General features: G+C 33.6%; 20 protein-coding genes and 2 pseudogenes. 8 read left to right on the plus strand and 14 right to left on the minus strand.

Annotated features, from left to right (window positions below):
- Positions 1 to 84: 84 nt before the first annotated feature.
- From purD to purE, 11 genes are read right to left on the minus strand one after another with little or no spacing between them, the layout of a single operon-like run.
- Positions 85 to 1338 (minus strand): phosphoribosylamine--glycine ligase, encoded by a 1254-nt coding sequence (purD, locus tag MUA60_RS10795; RefSeq protein WP_262648233.1) that lies wholly within the window; start codon positions 1336 to 1338, stop codon positions 85 to 87.
- A 9-nt stretch (positions 1339 to 1347) separates the two neighbouring features.
- A complete protein-coding gene (gene purH / locus MUA60_RS10800; protein ID WP_262648234.1) occupies positions 1348 to 2826 on the minus strand; it encodes a bifunctional phosphoribosylaminoimidazolecarboxamide formyltransferase/IMP cyclohydrolase in 1479 nt (492 codons plus the stop codon).
- A 15-nt stretch (positions 2827 to 2841) separates the two neighbouring features.
- Entirely contained in the window at positions 2842 to 3408 is a 567-nt protein-coding gene (gene purN, locus MUA60_RS10805; protein WP_262648235.1) for a phosphoribosylglycinamide formyltransferase, read from the minus strand.
- Positions 3405 to 4439, minus strand: a complete 1035-nt coding sequence (gene purM, locus MUA60_RS10810) for a phosphoribosylformylglycinamidine cyclo-ligase (RefSeq protein WP_262648236.1) — start codon at positions 4437 to 4439, stop codon at positions 3405 to 3407. The genes purN and purM overlap by 4 nt, the downstream gene beginning before the upstream one ends.
- Entirely contained in the window at positions 4423 to 5919 is a 1497-nt protein-coding gene (gene purF / locus MUA60_RS10815; protein WP_262648237.1) for an amidophosphoribosyltransferase, read from the minus strand. Before purF ends, purM begins: the two co-directional genes overlap by 17 nt.
- Positions 5898 to 8087, minus strand: a complete 2190-nt coding sequence (gene purL, locus MUA60_RS10820; RefSeq protein ID WP_262648238.1) for a phosphoribosylformylglycinamidine synthase subunit PurL — start codon at positions 8085 to 8087, stop codon at positions 5898 to 5900. Before purL ends, purF begins: the two co-directional genes overlap by 22 nt.
- Positions 8080 to 8751 carry a phosphoribosylformylglycinamidine synthase subunit PurQ gene (gene purQ, locus MUA60_RS10825; protein WP_262648239.1) on the minus strand — a complete coding sequence of 224 codons (672 nt, stop codon included), beginning with the start codon at positions 8749 to 8751 and terminating at the stop codon, positions 8080 to 8082. The genes purL and purQ overlap by 8 nt, the downstream gene beginning before the upstream one ends.
- On the minus strand, positions 8751 to 9011 hold the full coding sequence (gene purS, locus MUA60_RS10830) for a phosphoribosylformylglycinamidine synthase subunit PurS (RefSeq protein ID WP_058611483.1): 261 nt from the start codon (positions 9009 to 9011) through the stop codon (positions 8751 to 8753). Before purS ends, purQ begins: the two co-directional genes overlap by 1 nt.
- 1 nt (position 9012) lies before the next feature.
- Complete coding sequence (gene purC / locus MUA60_RS10835) at positions 9013 to 9714, minus strand: phosphoribosylaminoimidazolesuccinocarboxamide synthase (protein WP_262648240.1); 702 nt, start codon at positions 9712 to 9714, stop codon at positions 9013 to 9015.
- Between the two features lies 1 nt (position 9715).
- Positions 9716 to 10843, minus strand: a complete 1128-nt coding sequence (gene purK, locus MUA60_RS10840; protein WP_262648241.1) for a 5-(carboxyamino)imidazole ribonucleotide synthase — start codon at positions 10841 to 10843, stop codon at positions 9716 to 9718.
- Complete coding sequence (gene purE, locus MUA60_RS10845; RefSeq protein ID WP_262648242.1) at positions 10830 to 11312, minus strand: 5-(carboxyamino)imidazole ribonucleotide mutase; 483 nt, start codon at positions 11310 to 11312, stop codon at positions 10830 to 10832. Before purE ends, purK begins: the two co-directional genes overlap by 14 nt.
- Before the next feature lie 204 nt (positions 11313 to 11516).
- On the opposite strand from purE, the gene folD reads away from it, so the two are divergent.
- Positions 11517 to 12374 (plus strand): bifunctional methylenetetrahydrofolate dehydrogenase/methenyltetrahydrofolate cyclohydrolase FolD, encoded by an 858-nt coding sequence (folD, locus tag MUA60_RS10850; RefSeq protein WP_262648243.1) that lies wholly within the window; start codon positions 11517 to 11519, stop codon positions 12372 to 12374.
- A 288-nt stretch (positions 12375 to 12662) separates the two neighbouring features.
- Here the strand turns inward: folD and MUA60_RS10855 are convergent, their stop codons facing one another.
- A complete protein-coding gene (locus MUA60_RS10855; RefSeq protein ID WP_262648244.1) occupies positions 12663 to 13820 on the minus strand; it encodes a globin domain-containing protein in 1158 nt (385 codons plus the stop codon).
- 187 nt (positions 13821 to 14007) lie between these two features.
- Here MUA60_RS10855 and MUA60_RS10860 point away from each other — a divergent pair, with 187 nt between their 5' ends.
- From MUA60_RS10860 to qoxD, 7 genes and pseudogenes are all read left to right on the plus strand, one after another.
- Positions 14008 to 14436: an RrF2 family transcriptional regulator gene (locus MUA60_RS10860; RefSeq protein ID WP_262648245.1), complete on the plus strand. Its 429-nt coding sequence runs from the start codon at positions 14008 to 14010 to the stop codon at positions 14434 to 14436.
- Positions 14437 to 14567: 131 nt separating this feature from the next.
- Positions 14568 to 14858: pseudogene (locus tag MUA60_RS10865) on the plus strand (immunoglobulin-like domain-containing protein); the annotation flags it as partial.
- Between the two features lie 234 nt (positions 14859 to 15092).
- Positions 15093 to 15470 (plus strand): annotated as a pseudogene (locus MUA60_RS10870) (immunoglobulin-like domain-containing protein); the annotation flags it as partial.
- Positions 15471 to 15844: 374 nt separating this feature from the next.
- On the plus strand, positions 15845 to 16948 hold the full coding sequence (gene qoxA / locus MUA60_RS10875) for a cytochrome aa3 quinol oxidase subunit II (RefSeq protein WP_262648246.1): 1104 nt from the start codon (positions 15845 to 15847) through the stop codon (positions 16946 to 16948).
- On the plus strand, positions 16948 to 18942 hold the full coding sequence (qoxB, locus tag MUA60_RS10880; protein WP_262648247.1) for a cytochrome aa3 quinol oxidase subunit I: 1995 nt from the start codon (positions 16948 to 16950) through the stop codon (positions 18940 to 18942). Before qoxA ends, qoxB begins: the two co-directional genes overlap by 1 nt.
- Positions 18935 to 19543 (plus strand): cytochrome aa3 quinol oxidase subunit III, encoded by a 609-nt coding sequence (gene qoxC / locus MUA60_RS10885; RefSeq protein WP_262648248.1) that lies wholly within the window; start codon positions 18935 to 18937, stop codon positions 19541 to 19543. Before qoxB ends, qoxC begins: the two co-directional genes overlap by 8 nt.
- Positions 19540 to 19833 carry a cytochrome aa3 quinol oxidase subunit IV gene (gene qoxD, locus MUA60_RS10890; protein WP_025905215.1) on the plus strand — a complete coding sequence of 98 codons (294 nt, stop codon included), beginning with the start codon at positions 19540 to 19542 and terminating at the stop codon, positions 19831 to 19833. The genes qoxC and qoxD overlap by 4 nt, the downstream gene beginning before the upstream one ends.
- Before the next feature lie 530 nt (positions 19834 to 20363).
- Here the strand turns inward: qoxD and MUA60_RS10895 are convergent.
- Positions 20364 to 21119, minus strand: a complete 756-nt coding sequence (locus MUA60_RS10895) for a nucleoside phosphorylase (protein ID WP_262648249.1) — start codon at positions 21117 to 21119, stop codon at positions 20364 to 20366.
- Positions 21120 to 21132: 13 nt separating this feature from the next.
- Complete coding sequence (locus MUA60_RS10900; RefSeq protein WP_262648250.1) at positions 21133 to 21684, minus strand: hypothetical protein; 552 nt, start codon at positions 21682 to 21684, stop codon at positions 21133 to 21135.
- Positions 21685 to 21810 lie beyond the last annotated feature (126 nt).

The following is a 21810-nucleotide window of genomic DNA, read 5'->3' on the forward strand; positions in this document are numbered from 1 at the left end:
ATATTTGACCATACCTTTCCCTAAAAGAATGAAATATAGCGCAATGAAAAGGCTGAGACAAACTTTGTTGTCTCAGCCTTTAATTTATGATTTATATGCTTTTAATGCTTTATGTCCAATATCATTTCTATAGAATAGTTGTTCACTTTTAATATATTTGACTTGTTCATATGCATTTTTTTGAGCCGCTTCAATATTGTCACCTGTACCGATAACAATCATGACACGTCCACCATTATTTTCATACTTGCCTTCTGAATTTTTCTTCAAAGCACTCACAAAATATTGATCTACATGTTCTAAACCTTCAACTGAATATCCTTTATCATAACTACCTGGATATCCTTTAGATGCTAATACGACACCAACAACACTTTCATCTTTCCATTTTAATGTTATTGGCTCTTTATGATACACCTTGTTTAATATTTCAATAAAATCAGAATCTAATTTAGTCAATAATACTTGTGCCTCTGGATCACCGAATCTTGCATTAAATTCAATTACTTTTGGTCCTTCTTTTGTTAAAATTGCGCCAATATAAATCAAACCAAAATAGTTAATGCCTTCACTCACTAACGCATCCGCAATAGGTTGTGCGATTTTTTGATTCGTTTCTTCCAATACATCGTCCGTAATATGAGGTACTGGACAGTATGCACCCATTCCACCAGTATTTGGGCCTTTATCACCATCGAATGCACGTTTATGATCTTGGGCGATACAATCAAATGGAACTGCATATGATTGATTCACAAATGTCATAACTGAATATTCTTCTCCATCAAGAAACTCTTCGAATACGACTTTTTCATGAGGTGTTTGATATAAAGTTTCTACGCCTTCTCGTGCTTCTTCTCGCGTTAAAGCAACGATTACACCTTTTCCAGCTGCAAGTCCATCTTTTTTAAGTACGATAGGTATTTTACACTGCTCAACATAATTGATTGCTTCTTCTTTTGTTGTGATTGTCTTATATTCTGCAGTTGGTATATAATACTTTTTCATAATTTTTTTCGCAAATTCTTTAGAACCTTCTAATTGTGCTGCTTCTTTATTTGGTCCGAAGACTTTAGCATTTGTTTCCTCTAATGCATCTGTTAATCCATCTATTAAAGGTTGTTCCGGTCCTATTATTACCCATTCAATATTGTTTTGTTCTACAAAAGATTTTATAGCTAAATGGTCATTTTCTTGAACATCCGATACAATTGTCGCAACTTCTTCCATTGCATCATTACCCGGAATGACAAAGACTTCATTTACTAATTTAGACGATTGACATTTTTGAGCTAACGCATGTTCTCTTCCACCTGATCCTATAACAAGTACTTTCATATTGACCTCCTAATGTTTAAAGTGTCTCATACCAGTAAATACCATACTGATGCCATATTTATTTGCCATATCTATTGAATCTTGGTCTTTAATAGATCCACCCGGTTGGATAATTGTTTTAATACCTGCTTTAGCAGCTGTTTCTACAGTGTCACCCATTGGGAAAAATCCATCAGAAGCTAAGGCTACATTTTCATTCATTTCGATTGCACGATCAATTGCTATTTTTGCAGAACCAACTCTATTCATTTGTCCAGCACCTACACCAACAGTTTGGTGATCGTTCGCTAGTACAATGGCATTACTTTTAACTGAGCGGACAACTTTCCATCCTAGTTCTAAAGCTTTCCATTGTGCTTCAGTTGGTTCAACATCTGTAACGACTTTCATTTCTTCGCGCGTTAATGTTGCATTATCTTTATCTTGAACTAAGTACCCACCTGAAACTGATACAAATTCTTGTTCATCTTGCGTTTCTGTCATATCAATTTCTAATAATCTAATATTCTTCTTCGCTGTTAATACTTCTAACGCATCTTCGTCATAACTTGGCGCAATAATAACTTCCAAGAAAATAGAATGTAATTTCTCAGCTAATTCCTTTGTAACAGGTCTATTTAAAGCGACAATACCACCAAATATAGATTGAGAATCCGCTTCATATGCATATTCGTATGCTTCTTCAATAGTTCCGCCTACACCAACACCACATGAGTTCATATGTTTTACTGCAACAGCTGCAGGTTGTTCAAACATTTTAATAAGTGATAACGTTGCATCGGCATCTTTAATGTTATTAAAGCTTAAAGCTTTACCATGTAATTGTTTAGCGCCAGCTATTGTATTCGGTTCGTTAGAAGTCTTTACAAAAGTAGCATTTTGTTGAGGGTTTTCTCCATATCTTAATGTTTCTGATGTATTTCCAAAGAATTCAACAATCGCATTATCATAATCATTTGTATGTTTAAATACTTTTACCATTAATGATTTACGATAATCTTCATCTAATTTGTCAGAAGCAATACGTTCAATAACTTCATTATAATCAGAAGGATCTACGACTGTTGTAACAAATTTGAAGTTCTTAGCTGCTGCTCGTAACATAGTTGGTCCACCGATATCGATGTTTTCAATTGCTTCATCTTCCGTTACATCTTCTTTCTTAACAGTCTCTTTAAATGGATATAAATTTACGACTACTAAGTCAATTAAGTCGATGTCTTGTTCTTTCAATGCTGTTAAATGTTCAGGAATAGAACGATTTGCAAGAATACCTCCATGTACACCTGGATGTAAAGTTTTGACTCTTCCATCCATTATTTCTGGAAAGTTTGTTAACTCTGAAACTGAATATACTTCAATCCCAGCATTTTCAAGTGCCTTTTTAGTACCACCAGTTGAAAAAATTTTATAATCATTTTCTATTAATTTGCTTGCGAAATCTTCTATATTTGTTTTGTCTGACACACTTAATATTGCATTCTTCATTTTGTAAAGACTCCTTTATTGAATAATTTCTTTCATAACACGTGGATATAATTCGTATTCTAAGTTCTGTATTCTTAATTGTAATGTCTCTCTCGTATCATCTGGATATACTTTACAGCTTAATTGATCGATGATTTCGCCAGTATCCATACCACTATCAACGTAATGAACAGTTGCTCCTGTAACACTTACGCCGTAATCTAATGCTTGCCCTACAGCGTCCTTACCAGGAAAACTTGGTAATATTGATGGATGTATATTCAACATTTTACCTTCATATTGTTTTAATAATGTAGGCCCAACGATTTTCATATATCCTGCTAAAATAACCCAACTTACACGATCTTGAGCCAATCTCGTAAGTAGAGCTTCTTCATATTCTTTTTTACTATCGTAAGTTCTTGGATCAATGATATAAACTGGTAAATTAAATCGTCTTGCTCTTTCTATACAAAAGGCATTAGGGTTATCTGTATACAATGCTGTTACTTCTATATGGTCTAAATAACCTGCTTCGATATTTTCCATTATTTTTTCAAAGTTCGATCCATTTCCTGATGCAAATACAGCTATTTTAATCATGATTGAACCCCCGTCAATTTGACTTGACCTGTTCCGTTTGAAATTTCACCTATTATATATGCTTCTTCATTTTTTGCTTTCAAGATATCTAATGTTTCTTGTGCATCATCTTTATTAACGATAAGTACAAAGCCGATTCCCATATTAAACACATTATACATTTCCTCTGCTTCAATCTTTCCTTGCTCTTTTAACCAATGGAATATTTTTGGTACTTCATATGATTGAACATCGATATGCGCATCTTTATCTTCTTGAATCGCTCTTGGAATATTTTCAATAAATCCTCCACCAGTAATATGAGACATACCTTTAACTTTTACTTTATCTAATACAGCAAGAACAGGTTTAACATATAACTTAGTTGGTTCAAGAAAAGTTTCTAAATACGTTCTTTCTTCATCAAATGCATCATTTAAGTTAATTTGGCTTTCTTTAATTAAGTTTCTAACTAAACTGTAGCCATTTGAATGAATACCACTTGATGTAATACCAATTATGACGTCGCCTTCATCAACTTCACTGCCATCTATATAGTCATCTTTTTCAACAGCACCAACACAAAATCCTGCGATATCATATTCTCCTTCATGATACATTTCGCCCATTTCGGCAGTTTCTCCGCCAATTAATGCACAATTCGTTTCTTTACAACCGACAGATACACCTGAAACAATCGCTTCAATCGTTTCAGGATTTACTTTATTCGTCGCAATATAATCAAGGAAATACAAAGGCTCTGCGCCAGTCGTTAAAATATCATTCACACACATTGCAACTGCATCGATACCGATTGTGTCATGTTTGTTATAATCAATTGCGAGTTTAAGCTTTGTACCAACACCGTCTGTTCCAGAAACAAGTACTGGTTTCTTCATATTTAGTTGTGACAGATCAAATGCAGCACCAAAGCCACCTAAACCGCCTAGAACTTCCTTTCTCATTGTGCTTTGAACATGTGACTTCATTCTATTGACCGCTTCGTAACCAGCTTCAATATCTACACCAGATGCTTTATATGCTTTCGACATTAAGATTACCCTCTTTATCAAAGTATTGTTTATTACTAGCTAAATAAGCTTTTTGACGTGGACTTAAGTTTTGATAATATCTTTCTTCATAGTCATAAAGACCTGCTGGATAGTCACCAGTAAAGCTTTCTACACATAATCCGTGATAAGGTACGTCTTTATCTAATCCTATTGATCGTATTAAGCCATCAACTGATAAATATGCAAGTGAATCTGCACCGATATAATCTCTAATTTCTTCAGGTGATTTATGTGCAGAAATCAGCTCAGCAGATGTCGACACATCAATTCCATAGAAACTTGGAAACATGAATTCTGGTGATGCGATACGTACGTGAACTTCATTTGCTCCAGCGTCTTTTAACATTCTAACGATACGTTTACTTGTTGTCCCTCTCACAATAGAATCATCAACAAGCACAATATTTTTACCATTTACGATATCTTTTACAGCTGATAATTTAACACGTACTCCTTGTTCTCTTAATTCTTGTGTCGGTTGGATAAATGTTCTAGCAACATATTGATTTTTTACAAGACCCATTTCATAAGGTAAATGACTCTCTTCTGCAAAACCAGATGCTGCTGAAAGTGAAGAGTTTGGTACGCCGATTACCATATCAGCATTTAAGGCCGGACTTTCTTGAGCTAATTTTTTCCCTGATGCTTTACGAACTGCATGAACATTCTTACCAGCAATTGTAGAGTCCGGTCTTGCAAAGTAAATATACTCCATCGCTGAAATTGCAGTCGTTGTTTCCGTTGTGTATGATTCAACTCTTATACCATCATCATTTATAACAATATACTCACCTGCATGAATATCTCTCACAAACTCTGCGCCAAGTACATCAATTGCACATGTCTCACTAGCAATGATATAAGCCCCCGTCTTCATTCTCCCAACAGCTAAAGGTCTTATTGCATTTGGGTCAACAGCGCCATATAATGCATCTTTTGTTAATAAAGCAAATGTGAATCCACCTTTAACGGTATTCAAACTTTCTTTCAATGCTTCTTCGAAAGTAGGTGCTTTACTTCTTCTTATAAGGTGCATAATCACTTCAGTATCAGAAGAAGAATGGAAAATGGCACCTTCTTGTTCTAATTCTTTTCTTAAGCTTTGTGCATTGACTAAGTTACCATTGTGACAAACACCAACACTCATATCATAAAAGTGATATAAAAATGGTTGAATATTTTCAATTCCCTTATTGCCAGAAGTTGCATATCTTACATGCCCTATCGCATGTTGATTCCCTTTAAAACCTTCTAATTGTACATCCGTAATCGCATCAGATAATAATCCTAATCCTCTTTCACCTTTTAACTCGAAACCGTTTGAAGTTACAATTCCTGCACCTTCTTGACCTCTATGTTGTAAACTATGAAGCCCCATGTATGTGAGTTGTGCAGATTCTGGATGATTCCATATACCAAATACACCGCATTCTTCATTTAAACTCTTGATTTCATGCATTGAGCTATTGCCCCTTTCAATTGCTCATTCAAATCAGATACATTGTATTTAATTTGAGCAGCATCATTTTTAATCGTAAATTGAGCATTATCAGTAACACGACCTATTTCAACGGCATCGTCAATATCTATAGATTGTCCTTCTTTAACGACAACAATATATCTACCTTGAGTTTCACTAAATAATTGAGCATTTGTTACTGGTAAAGTCACATCTAATCCTAAGTTAAAGTGTGTGGCTATTTTTGCAAGTCCAATAGCAAGACCACCTTTACCAACAGCTTGTGTATGTGAAATTTTGCCTGAACGTATAGCATCTTTAATTTGTTCTCCACGTTTTACTTCTGCTGATAAATCAATTGAACTTGGTTCATGATTAACTTCTTTAAATAATAACTTTTCAATCTGACTGCCACCAAAGTCATCTTTCGTTTCTCCAACTACGTATACACGATCATTTACTTTTGGTTGATAATCATTTAAATACGTCACATCTTCAATTAAACCAACCATACCGACTACAGGTGTAGGGAAAATTGAAGTCCCTTTTGTTTCATTGTATAAAGAAACATTTCCTGATACGACAGGTGTATTTAAAGCTTCACAAGCTTCAGCCATTCCTTTAGTAGAATCTGCAAGTTGTTGGTATATATCTTTCTTCTCAGGAGAACCATAATTTAAGCAATCTGTCATTGCTAATGGTTTAGCACCTACAGAAATTAAATTTCTATATGCTTCTACAACAACCATTTTCCCGCCTTCATATGGATTGTTATAAACATACCTCGCTTCTCCATCTATAGTAGAAGCTATCGCTTTATTTGTACCTTCCACTCTAACTACTCCAGCACTAATACCTGGCTTGATAATTGTATTGGCACCAACTTGTTGATCATATTGGTCATATGCGTAATGCTTAGAAGCAATTGTTGGATGATTAATTAGTTTTTGGAATACTTCTTCTACATTGATTTCATCATATTGATTATCATTGTGCTTAAATTCTTTTGCTTTACCTTCTAGAATATAAACGGGTGCTTCATCAGCTAAAGGTTCAACAGGAATATCAGCGTAGATTTCATCTTCATAAGACAGGACAAATCTATTTGTATCTGTTACTTCACCTATTACGGCAGAATCTAATTCATGATGATCAAATAAATCTAAGAATTTTTGTTCTGTACCTTTTTCAACTACTAATAACATACGCTCTTGTGTTTCTGATAGCATCATTTCATATGGTGAGATACCTTCTTCTCTAGTTGGTACTTTCTCTAAATGAAGATGGATACCACTTTCACCTTTAGCTGCCATTTCAGAAGAAGATGACGTTAATCCTGCTGCACCCATGTCTTGAATACCTACTAATTCAGGATAAGTAATTGCTTCTAATGTTGCTTCCATTAATTTTTTACCTACAAATGGATCTCCTATTTGTACTGATGGTCTTTTACTTTCAGATGCTTCACTTAGTTCTTCAGATGCAAAAGTTGCACCGTGAATACCGTCTCTACCTGTTTTTAATCCAACGTAGATAACTGGGTTTCCGATACCTTTAGCAGTACCTTTTTGTATTTTGTCATGATCTATAATGCCAACACACATTGCATTAACAAGTGGATTGCCATCATATCTTTCATCAAATTCAATCTCACCAGCTACTGTCGGTATACCGATACAATTTCCATAACCACCGATACCTTTTACGACTCCACTAAACAATCTACGGTTTGTCTTATTAGATAACTCTCCAAATCTTAAACTATTTAATAATGAAATAGGTCTTGCTCCGATTGATACGATATCGCGGATAATACCACCAACACCTGTTGCGGCACCTTGATAAGGTTCAATTGCTGAAGGATGGTTATGAGATTCTACTTTAAACACGACTGCTTGATTATCACCTATATCTACAACACCAGCACCTTCACCTGGACCCATTAAGACATGTTCTCCAGAAGTAGGGAATTGTTTTAAAAATGGTTTAGAATGTTTATATGAGCAATGTTCACTCCACATTACCGAGAATATACCTATTTCAGTAAAGTTCGGTTTGCGTCCTAAAATGCTTACGACTTTTTGATATTCTTCGTCCGTTAAACCCATATCTCTATATAAATATTCTTTTTCAATTTCTTCTATACTAGGTTCTAAAAACTTAGACATGTTGTTCCCTCCAACTTTCGATCATAGATTGAAATAATTTAACGCCACTATCTGAACCAAGTAATGTTTCCATGGCACGTTCTGGATGAGGCATCATCCCACAAACATTTCCTTCTTTATTCGTAATTCCAGCTATATCTTTGTATGAACCATTAGGATTATCATTGTAAGTTAAAATAATTTGATTATGATTCACAAGTTCTTCATATAATTCATTTGTACAATAATAGTGACCTTCACCATGCGCAACAGGATAAATGACAGTTTCATCTTTATCATACTGATGTGTGAATTTCGTTTCGTTATTCACGATTGTTAACGATTCATTTCTACTTACAAATAAATGACTGTCGTTATGTAACAGTGCACCTGGTAACAAACCAACTTCTGTTAAGATTTGGAATCCATTACATACGCCAAGTACTGGTTTACCTTCAGATGCAAGTCTTTTTACTTCGCTAATAATTGGTGCTACGCGTGCCATTGCACCTGATCTTAAGTAATCACCAAATGAGAAGCCTCCAGGTATTAACACACCATCAAAACCTTCAAGAGAAGTTTCTCTATAGTCTACATATGCCGCTTCGACACCTGAACGTTTAGCAGCATTATACATATCACGATCGCAATTAGATCCTGGAAATACTAATACAGCTAATTTCATTATGCGTTCTCCTTATCTTCTAAGATTTTAAAACTATATTCTTCAATAACCGTATTGGCAAATAGCTTCTCACTTAAAGTATTAACGACATTCTTGATTGAATTTTCATCTGTTTCGTCAACAGTCATGTATATAACTTTACCTACTCTTATATCATTGACTTGTTCATAGCCTAAATCGTGTACCGCTCTATTTAAAGCTTGTCCTTGTGTATCTAATACTTGACCTTGTAACGTAATATGCAATTCAATCTTTTTCATTTTATAGTTCCTCCAATTTTTTGTAGAAAGTTTCATAAGTATCAATTAATGAGCCTGTATCTTCTCTATATACATCTTTATCAAAGTTTTCTTTTGTTTCTTTGTCCCAAATTCTGCATGTATCTGGAGAAATTTCATCCGCTAATAAGATTTCTCCATCTGAGGTTATGCCAAATTCGATTTTGTAATCTACGAGTATTAACTTCATGTCATTCATAATTTCACTTAATACTTTATTTACTTTTAACGCTTCTTTTTTAATAGTTGATAATTCTTCTGATGAAGCAATATTTAATAATGACACGTGATCATCCGTGATAAGTGGATCATTTAACTCATCTTTCTTATAGAATAGTTCTAATAAAGGTTCTTTAAATTCATGTCCTTTTTCAAAACCTAGTCGTTTACAAATTGAACCTGCAGCAACATTTCGTACGACAACTTCTAATGGGAAAATTTCTACAGCTTTAACAAGTTGTTCTGTTTCAGAAATTTGTTCAACAAAGTGGCTCTCAACGCCTTTTTGTCGTAATATTCCAAATATTTTTGATGTAATTAAATTGTTTAATCGCCCTTTTCCTAGCATTTTATCTTTTTTAGCACCGTTTCCGGCAGTCACTTCATCTTTATATTCGATTCTCAAAATACCTTCTTGATCTGTGTTGAATACTCTTTTAGCTTTGCCTTCATAAAGTAATGACATATTAATCGTTCCGCCCTTCAAATAATTGATTAAATTGATTTTCATCTTTATTTAAATCTGTTGATAGTCTTGTAATATGTCCCATTTTACGGTTTACTTTATTGACCTTTTTACCGTAAATATGAACGTGCCATTCAGGATGCTCACTAAATACTTCTTGTAAATTCAACACATCTTGTCCTAGCAAGTTCATCATGATTGCTGGTTGTAATAAAGTAATCTTTTTCGGTAAATGCCATCCTGCAACTGCAAGTATATGTGTATCAAATTGTGAGTAGTCACATGCTTCAATAGAGTAATGTCCTGAATTATGTGGTCTAGGCGCAATTTCATTCACATAAAGTTTATGGTCTTCCGTTACAAAAAATTCAACTGTAAACGTTCCTACAAAATGTAACTTCGTCATAATTTTTTGAACTTCTTGAATGGCTTGTGTTTCTAAATCTACTCTAGCTGGAACAACTGTCTTATATAAAATTTGGTTTCTATGTTCATTCTCTTGTAATGGAAAATAAACTGTATGATCATATATATCACGTGTAGCTGTTATGGATACTTCTTTATATAGAGGGAGATATTTTTCAACTACGCAAGGTGTATCAGTAATTAATTTCTTAGCTTCATCTAAATCTTCTTTAGATTGAATGACAAGCTGACCTTTACCGTCATATCCACCAAAGCGTGTCTTTATAATAAATGGAAAGCCAATTGTTTCTATAGCTTCATTCAAGTCTTCTGTTGATTTAACTTCCATAAACGGTACAATTTGAACATTTGCACTTTCTAACGTTTGTTTTTCAGTTAAGCGATCTTGTAATAAAGCAACTGTTTGGCTCCCTTGAGGAATATTAAATTGATTGGAAAGTCTTTCTAACTGCTGTGCATCTATATTTTCAAATTCATAAGTTACAACTTTAGAGATGTCACCAAGCTGATTGAGTGCATCTATATCCGAAAATTCAGCGTTTATAAATTGGTGTGCTACAAATCTTGCAGGACAATCTTCGTCAGGGTCTAAAACAGCAACTTGAAATCCCATTCTTTGAGCAGACTGAGCCATCATTTTACCTAATTGACCTCCACCGACAATACCTATCATGTCACCTGATTCTAGGTTATAATAAGTCATTTTGCATTTCCTCCACTTTATCGACTAAACTTTTTTCATAATTAACGAGTTGTTTTCTTACATTTTCATCTGTCATACCGATCATTCTTGCTGCTAAAATACCAGCATTTTTAGATCCGGCTTTTCCTATTGCAGTTGTCGCAACTGGTATCCCACCAGGCATTTGTACAATCGACAATAATGAATCCATACCTTTTAAGCTTTTCGATTCAATAGGTACACCAATTACTGGAACTGTTGTTAATGAAGCTACCATTCCTGGCAAATGTGCTGCCCCACCTGCTCCAGCAATAATAATATCTATATTATGATTAGTAGCATTTTTAGCAAAGTCAACCATTTCTAATGGTGTTCGATGTGCAGAAACGACCTTTTTCTCATATTGAATATTAAAATATTCAAGCATATCGCATGCTTCTTTCATGATTGGCCAATCTGAAGAACTACCCATTATAACTGCCACTTTCATGTAGGTCACCCTTTCAAATAGTTGAAATATTTAATCTTTTCTGTGTATATTACAGATATAGCATAACAATTGATCATGCTATTTTCAATAAAAAACGAACATTTTATATATTTTTTACAAAAAGTTTGATTTATGTTCGTATTAAGGGCATAATTTTCATTGTATGAATCAATATAGTTCGATTATTAATAGGAGGCAATTTTCATGGTAGCTAAGATATTAGACGGTAGAGAAATAGCGAAGACTTACAGAGCAGGTCTTCAGGCAGAAGTAGAAAAGTTAAAAGAACATAACATCGTACCTAAATTAACGGTCATACTGGTTGGTAATGATGGCGCGAGTCAAAGTTATGTTAATTCTAAGAAAAAAGCAGCTGAAAAGATTGGTATGATTTCTGAAATTGTACATATGGATGAATCATCTACTGAAGAAGAAGTATTATCTGAACTCGATAGATTAAATCATGACGATTCAGTAAGTGGTATATTAGTCCAAGTTCCACTTCCAAAACAAGTTTCTGAAGCAAAAGTATTAGAAGCAATCAATCCTGACAAAGATGTAGATGGATTTAATCCTATAAATATTGGTAGATTATATACTGGAGAAAGAACATTTATCCCATGTACCCCACTAGGTATAATGGAAATTCTCAAACATGCAGATATTGACTTAAAAGGAAAGAACGTAGCTGTAATCGGTAGAAGTCATATTGTTGGTCAACCAGTTAGTAAACTATTAACAGATCAAGATGCAACTGTTACGTTATTACATTCAAAATCAACAAATACAGAAGAAGTCTTAAAACAAGCAGATGTAATCGTAAGTGCAGTCGGACGCGTACACCTCGTTACAAAAGAATTAGTAAAACTAGGAGCAGTCATTATTGATGTAGGTAACACACCAGATGAGAATGGTAAATTAAAAGGTGACGTCGATTTCGAAGCCGTTAAAGAAATAGCTGGCGCAATCACACCAGTACCAGGCGGCGTCGGTCCATTAACAATTACTATGGTATTGAACAATACATTATTAGCTGAAAAATGGAAAAACGGACTTGAATAAAATTATAATATAGAAAAAAGCGGAACCCGATGGCGGTTCCGCTTTTGTTTATTGTGGTAGATGGAATGTGCTAACTTCCATTATTTCGAATTCTGGTAATTAGAATGCTGTAACTTCCATTATTCTGAATTCTGGTAATTAGGTGGGCGCTCTCTTATGGACATTTCTCGGAATTATGTCCCTAACAACCTCTCTTACGGACATTTCTCAGAATTCTTTCCCTAACGAAACAAAAAAGCACCACCCCATTATGCTGATCATAATGGAATGGTGTTTTAAATATTTATATTATACGTTTGTAATACTCATTTTTGGACCAAATGGTTCGAAGTGAACATCTGCTTGGCCAATATTTAATTTTTCTAGCTCATCAAATATTGTATCCATAAATGTGATACCTCCACATAAATAGATGTCGACGTCTTCATTAATCCAATTGCTTAATTCATTGCTTGTTAAATATCCGTCTTTTTCTTTTAAATGATAAGTAACTTCTACATTTTCGTTCATTGCATTTAATGCATCCACTTCTTCTTTAAATGGTACGTCTTTTTCTGCTTCATTAACATGTACGAAATGAACATTTCTACCTTTATACGCTTCATCTTCTAACATTGCTAGCATTGGTGTAACACCTGCGCCTGAAGATAATAGTAATAATTTTTTATCTTTATCTGCTTCTACTTTGAAATCACCTGCTGGAGCTGAAAGTTCAATTGTATCTCCAACTGAATATTTATCATGTAAATCATGAGATACAAGACCTTTTTTCTCGCCTTCTCCTTCGCGTTTTACAGCAAATCTTATTTTACCGTCATTTTTTACAGAGTAAATTGAGTAATGTCTTAATGCTAAATTATCATCGTTTGTTGGTTTAATACGTACAGTGATATATTGACCTGCAACAAGTTCAGGAATTTTAATGTTATCTACTGGTTCAACTTCGAATGATTTCATTGAAGTACCTTGATCTTCAATGTTTGTAATTTTAAATGATTTAAAGTCATCCCAAGCTGCTTGTTCGTACATTGCTTTTTCCATTTGGATAAATACGCCTGCGATTTCACCATATGCTTCTTCCCAAGCATTCATAATGTCATCTGTAGCTGCATCGCCTAGAACTTCTTTAATTGCTTTTAACAAGAATTCACCAACAATTGGATAATGTTCTTCTTTAACTTGTAATGCACGGTGTTTATGTGCAATTTGATTTACGTTAGGAACGATTGCTTCTAAATGATCGATATGTTTAGCTGCTGCTAAAACTGTTTGTGCTAAAGCTGTTTGTTGTTTACCTTGTTTTTGGTTAGATTTATTAAATATGTTCAATAATTCAGGATGTGCTTCAAACATTCTTTGATAAAAGACTTTTGTAATTTCATTTCCGTATTGTTCTAATACTGGTACTGTTTGTTTTACGATTTCTTTAGTTTGTTCTGATAACATCAGAAGTCCCCCTCTAAAAGATATATTTTAAATACATGTTTAATTGTAAATAATTTCACAATGTTTTTCAATACAGTTTGCAAAAAGTTTACAAAGTTGTCACTCTTTTAAAAATACATATATTGATTGATTGTTTTTTAACCTTCATATTAAGTATAATTAATATATTATAAGGAGGTTGAACTTTATGAAGCTCACCCAATACACGGATTATTCTTTACGTGTCCTCATGTATTTAGCCCAACAAAATAAACAATCTCAAATAGAAGAGATTTCAAACTTTTATGGCATTTCAAAAAATCATTTAACAAAAGTCGTACATCAACTTGTTAAGTTAGGATACTTAAAATCTATAAGAGGAAGAAATGGTGGCATAATCCTCAATCAGTCCCCTAGTGACATTAATATAGGTAAACTTGTTAGACAAACTGAAGATCATTTTGAATTAGTAGAATGCTTTAATATGGAAACAAACACTTGTCCAATAGCATTAAATTGTGGATTGAAAGGTGCAATCAATCATGCTTTAACAGAGTACTTACGTACGCTTGATCAATATTATTTAAGTGATATCATTCCTAAAAACATCCTAAAAGACACAGTTTACACTCTTTAAGTTGGGAAATCGGTCTAAAGGTCGATGTAAATGTGAAAATATTACGATAATATATCATTTAGTAAGGAAATGAAAAACGAGACATGTTATTCTTTCCTTATAGCATACAACAAAGGAGTACATAAAAAATGATGAATAAAATATTACAATCACTTACAGTACTTGGTGTTTCTGCTTCACTTGTTACACCTTCATTAACTGCGAGTGCTACTGGAAACAGCCTTCCACAAATTAAAGGTGTCGAGGGTGACGTTGTTGAAAAAGGTGCTGACTACGATTCATTAAAAGGCATAAAAGCATATGATAAAGAAGATGGAGACTTAACAGATAAGATTAAAGTAACTGGTGACGTTGATACTTCTAAATTAGGTAAATACAAAGTACAATATAAAGTCACAGATTCTGATGGCGCATATAGAACAAAATGGCATTATGTATATGTTGTCAAAGAAGGTTCATTAAATGACTCTAAAGACAACGATACTAAAGATAAGAATAAAGATGAATCTAAAGCTGAAGTAGCATCTAACAAAAAGACATCTACTAAAGATTTAGATGAAAACATGCCAATTATAACAGTGCCAACTAAAGATTTAGTTTATCAAGGTGACCACTTCGATCCGATGAAAGGTGTTAAAGCATCTGACAAAAAAGACGGTGACATCACTGATAAAGTAACTGTTAAAGGTGATATTGACACTTCTAAAACAGGTTTACAATATATCACTTACCACGTTAAAGATTCTGATGGTTACTACTACACATACAAAAGAGGCGTTTACGTAAACGATGCTGATTTAGCACCTAATCCTGAATTATCAGGTATTAAAGATGTTACAATTAAAAAAGGTCAAGACTTTGACTTATTAAAAGGTATAACAGCTAAAGATAAATCAGGTAAAGATTTAACATCTGATATTGTTACAAGTGGCGAAGTAGACACTAACAAACCAGGTAAATATAAAGTCGGCTATGCAGTTTCTGATGCTGACGGTCATATTTCAGCTGAAGGTAGAACAATTACAGTAAAATAATCATGTATAAACAAACCAAATGACATCATTCATTTGGTTTGTTTTTTATATTTATCAAAAGTGTAATGTTTAAATTTACATTTCATTTAAGTACTTATTAAAGAACATTAAAAATATTTTAAACTATTCTTAATAAGCTGAAAACTCAATGTTTTTATCAATTTAAAGATGTTTTTTCGTTTTTTTAAATATTTTTAAAATGTACACAAAAATTTAACAATTAGAAAAAAACGCGTCATATCAAAGTTAATTAAATACATTTTTATATTATAACGCTTACACCCTATTTTATAGCCTTGTAAATATGTTTAAATCCTTTAAAATTAAGGTCTAGCCATATATATAGGTATATAGAAAATTGGGAGGTAAAAAACGTGGCAAAGTTAAAGTCAATACTTCTCATGTCAACATTAGGTATTTTACTTAGTGGTTGTTCAAATTTAGAAGTATTAAACCCCAAAGGCCCTATGGCTGAAGATCAACATTTCTTAATTATCTTTTCAATTATAATGATGATCTTTATTGTTATAGTGGTCTCCGTTTTGTTTTTAATATTTATTATTAAATATAGAAAAACAAAAAACGAAACATCTGGTATGATGCATCACAACGTCGTTTTAGAAGCTGTATGGTTTATTATTCCAATAATCATACTTGTGGTATTAGCTGTACCAACAATTAAATCATTGTATTTCTATGAAGAAGCACCGAAGTCAGAAGAAAATCCGGTTGTTATTTATGCAACAAGTGCAGGCTTTAAGTGGTTCTTTAGTTATCCAGATGAGAAAGTAGAAACTGTCAATCATGTAACTATTCCAGAAGGTCGACCAGTTCTATTTAAATTACAATCTATGGATACAATGACAAGTTTCTGGGTACCTCAATTAGGTGGACAGAAGTACGCTATGACTAGCATGACAATGGACTGGACATTGCAAGCTAACGAAACAGGTACATTTAAAGGTAGAAACTCTAACTTTAATGGTGAAGGGTTCTCTAGACAAACATTTAATGTCAACGCTGTAAGCAATGAAGATTATGATAAATGGGTTTCTAAATCTCAAAAACGTAAAACAATTGATCAAGATACATTCGATCATCAACTTTTACCTACAACTAAGAATGAGGAACTTACATTTAGTGGAACACACTTAGCATATGTAGATCCTGCTGCGGATCCTGAATACATTTTCCATGCTTATAAACGTTTCCGCTATGAACCAAAAGATCCAAACTTCTATGATGAAAGTGAAGGCGTAACAGAAAAACCAGTATTACCTGCACGTAAAGTGACTGTTACAAACCCTAACTATGAACGTCATGGAATGAAACCTATGATTCTTAAAAATAACGAAAAATATGACAGTGACTTCAAAAAAGAAGAAAAACATCATATGGACGAAATGGAAAAAATGCAAGAAGATGCAAAATCTGATGATGAAAAATCTTCAGATAAGAACCATGGAGGTGACAAGTAATGAATTTTCCATGGAATGAACTTATCGTTCAAAGTGACTGGATGATAACAATGGCACAAGTTTTACTTGTATTAACAGGTATATGTGTTTTTGGTGGACTAACATATTATAAAAAATGGAAATGGCTTTATACAGAATGGTTAACTTCTGTTGACCATAAAAAAATCGGTGTAATGTATATTATATCTGCAATCATTATGTTCTTCCGTGGCGGTGTAGATGCACTTCTTATCCGTTTACAATTAATGACACCAGATAATACATTACTTGAATCTCAGCACTATAATGAAATCTTCACAACACATGGTGTAATCATGATTATCTTCATGGCAATGCCGTTCTTAATTGGTTTAATGAACGTTGTTGTACCATTACAATTAGGTGCTCGAGATGTTGCATTCCCTATGTTAAATAACTTAAGTTTCTGGTTATTTGCTGCCGGAATGGGATTATTTAATATTTCATTCGTACTTGGTGGTGCGCCAGCTGCTGGTTGGACAAACTATGCGCCACTTGCAACTGACTTCAGTCCAGGTACAGGTATTAACTATTATTTAATTGCAATTCAAATCGCTGGTATTGGTACGTTAATGACAGGTATTAACTTCTTTGTTACGATCTTAAAATTACGTACTAAATCAATGAAATTTATGCAAATCCCAATGTTCTCAATGACAACATTAATTACATCATTATTAATTATCTTAGCCTTCCCTATTTTAACTGTCGCACTTGCTTTAATGACATTCGACCGTTTAATGGGAACAAGCTTCTTTGAAGTTGCTAATGGTGGTATGCCAATGTTATGGGCTAACTTCTTCTGGGTATGGGGTCACCCTGAAGTTTATATTCTAGTATTACCGGCATTCGGTATTTACTCAGAAATCATCCCTACTTTTGCTAGAAAAAGATTATTCGGACATCAAAGTATGGTTTGGGCAACTGGTGGTATTGCGTTCTTAAGCTTTATCGTTTGGGTTCACCATTTCTTCACTATGGGTAGTGGTGCATTAGTTAACTCATTCTTCTCAATAACAACTATGTTAATTGCCGTACCAACTGGTGTTAAAATATTCAACTGGCTATTAACCTTATATAAAGGTCGAATTACATTTGAATCACCTATGTTATTCGCATTAGCCTTTATTCCAAACTTCACATTAGGTGGGGTTACAGGTGTTATGCTTGCTATGGCAGCAGCGGACTATCAATATCACAATACTTATTTCTTAGTGGCACACTTCCACTACGTTATTATCGCTGGTGTTGTATTTGCATGTTTCGCAGGTTTAATATTCTGGTATCCAAAAATGTTTGGTCACAAATTAAATGAAAAGATTAATCAATGGTTATTCTGGACATTTACTTTAGGATTCAACTTATGTTTCTTACCACAATTCCTATTAGGTTTAGATGGAATGCCACGTCGTTTATATAAATACACTCAAGCAGATGGATGGTTCTCATTAAACTTCATCTCTACAATTGGTGCATTCTTGATGGGTATTGGTTTCTTAGCTCTAGTATGGAACGTCGTATATAGCTTTGGTAAAGCGAAACGTGAAGCAACTGGTGACAATTGGAATGGTTTAGGTAGAACATTAGAATGGGCTACTGCTTCAGCTATGCCACCACACTACAACTTCGCTATTACACCAAAATGGTACGATACTGAAACATTTGTAGAAATGAAACAAAATGGTAAACACTATTTAGACGATAGAGATTATAAAGATATTCATATGCCTAACAATACACATATCGGATTCTGGATGGCAGTATGTTTCTTATTCGGTGGATTCTTCTTAGTATTCGAAACATATATACCAGCAATTATCTTTGGTGTTGGCGTATTAGCATGTATGGTTTGGAGAAGTTTCGAAAAAGACTACGGCTACCATATTCATGCTGAAGAATTAGAAGAAAATGAAGCAAAATTACGCGAATTACGTGAACAAGAATTACAGGAAAAGGAGGACAATAAAGATGAGTAATGAACACCACAATACAATTGATACTGTTAATGAAACAGGACAATTAAATAAACTCGGATTTTGGGTCTTTCTTACTGCTGAGGTTGCGTTATTCGGTACATTATTTGCAACATTCTTAGTATTACAGAAAAGTGGTTCATACGGTGGTTTCACTACACCAGAATTATTTGAATTACCATTAGTTATGATTATGACATTCCTATTACTTGTAAGTAGTTACACTTGTGGTATCGGTGTTTACTACATGCGTAAAGAAAATGTCAAAATGATGATGGTATGGATGGTTATCACACTTATCTTAGGTGCAGGATTCGTAGGATTTGAAATTTACGAATTTACTCACTATGTTCATGAAGGTGTTACACCTCAATTAGGATCATTCTGGTCTGCATTCTTTATACTTTTAGGTACACATGGTCTCCATGTTACTGTAGGTATATTCTGGATTTCAGGTGTATTAATTCAAATCCTTACACGTGGATTAAATGAACACAATGCACCTAAAGTATTTATCGGAAGTTTATACTGGCATTTCCTTGATGTTGTATGGATCTTTATCTTTACATTAGTTTATCTTGTAGGGATGGTGAGTGGATCATGAATAAAACAGTCGTTACACATACAGTCGGTTTAATATTCTCAATTGTATTAACATTAGTAGCTGTTTATGTCATGTTATACACTGGCATGTCACTACAAGTAAGAACATCAATCATTATCGGATTTGCTTTCTTACAAGCATTAGTCCAATTACTAATGTTCATGCATTTAACAGAAGGACCAGATGGACGCGCAACTGCATTCAAAGTACTCTTCGCAGTAATTATTACTTTATTAGTAATAATCGGTACTTATTGGGTTATGGTTGGCGGACACAGCGCCCATATGTAATACCTATATATTTAAAGCTGTTAATAAAGTCAGAGACTTTATTAACAGCTTTTTATTTTATATAGAATTAATTAATGGTATGGAGACTGAGTTGGTTGTTGGGGTTGGTTGGATGGGGATTTTGGATTGTATTGAGGGTGCTCTATGTTGCTAGTTTGGGTCGTCTTGCAATATACAGGGGTTCTATGTTGCTTGTTTGGTCAGTCTTGCAATATTCGGGGGTGCTATGTTGTTATTCGTGGCTGTCTTGCAATGTTCGAGGCTCCAACATTGCTAGTCACGTCCCACTTGCAATATTCAGGGCTCCAACATTGCTAGTCATGCCTCACTTGCAATGTTCAGACCCTCTATTTATCTTGTTTGGTCAGTCTTGATAAATACATGCCTCCTATTTATCTTGTTTGGTCAGTCTTGATAAATACATGCCTCTTATTTATCTTGTTTCACCTGTCTTGATAAATGGAATACCCCATACTTAAACATTTAAGTATGGGGCATCTGATAGATTTACACTAGTATTTTTCCATGATTTATAAATCAAGTTCTTCTATTATATTCAGAGCTACATGAAATTTATCTATATTATGATTTGCTTCTTTTAATCCATCTACATTATATGTTTCTTCAGAAAGTACATCACCAGCTACAAGAAAATTAAATAGTTCAAAGCCGTGAAAATCACAAACTGCTTGTACTCCAGCAAGCTCCATATCTACTGCAATACATCCTTCTTTTTTTCTAGTATTATACTGAGTGATTGTTTCCCTCAGTACTGCATCAGTTGTCCAAACTTTACCTTTTATAAATGGTAACGCTAATTTATTAAATACTTCAGCTAATTTATAAGCATTCTTCACTTTAATATAATCTGATGGAGGAGCGTAATGATATGACATTCCTTCATCTCTATAGCTGTGAGTAGGTATTATAAATTTATTAAAAGTCCTTTCGCTATCAAGACTTCCTGCTGATCCAAACATTACAAATTTTGTAGCGCCTGTTATCCAATTACATATCATGCAATATTGAGAAGCAAGCGTTGAACCAATTGCAGATAGATAAAATGCTACAGCTTTACCTTTATAAGTGAATTTATATATAGGAAATGCTCCGTTAGAGGCTTTGATTTCACCAATTTTTTCACACTTATTTTCTCTTAGAATACCATCGTATATTTCTTTAGAATATGTAATTAAGCAAACTTCAACTTTGAATTGTTGTTCACCATAGAAATCTCTCAAATTTACAATTGGTTTTCCTTGTATATCAAATGAATCGGTTATCATTTAATTACCTCCCTTATTCATTTATAGTACTTAGCCAACTTTTTATTTCTTTTTCTACTTTTACAGGGTTATCTATATAAATATCGTGGCCACTGTCAGTGATTGTTTTACAGTATATATGTGAAGGGATATTCTTAATTTTCATGTCTAATATGAATTGATCCTGTTCTTGTGGTAATAAAACCAATATATTTCTGTCTGTTAATTGATTGAAGGTAGGTAAGTTGATTTGTCTTCTTATTTTTAATAATTTTAGGATAGAATGTTCATTAATATTAAGTTCATAAACTTGTTTATTTAAATTGAAAGTCATCCTTGCAGTTGATGCTTCTAATAAATTTTGATTCCATGTTTTATATGCATCCTTTTCTGACTCTATAAATTCGTCCAAGTTCTTGAATTGAAAATTTTCTAAATGATTTTTAGTATCTTTTATTTCAACTTCACTGCTGTAGTCTAGGTCTTCAAGATTAAATAATCCACCATCTAATAATATAATATTTTTAATTTGTGGAACCTTGATACTTATATAAGATAATAAATCCGCTCCTAAAGAATGCCCCATTATAGTCAGTTCTTCATTACCATAAATTTTTATCTCTGATATAAACCAATTGGATCTATATCAAGAATACAGACACAGTAAAAAGAGAATTCTACCGCGCTTCGCTTGCTTGCCTCGCGATTCATA

The sequence above is a fragment of the Mammaliicoccus sciuri genome (genome assembly GCF_025561425.1).
Taxonomy (GTDB): Bacteria; Bacillota; Bacilli; order Staphylococcales; family Staphylococcaceae; genus Mammaliicoccus; species Mammaliicoccus sciuri_A.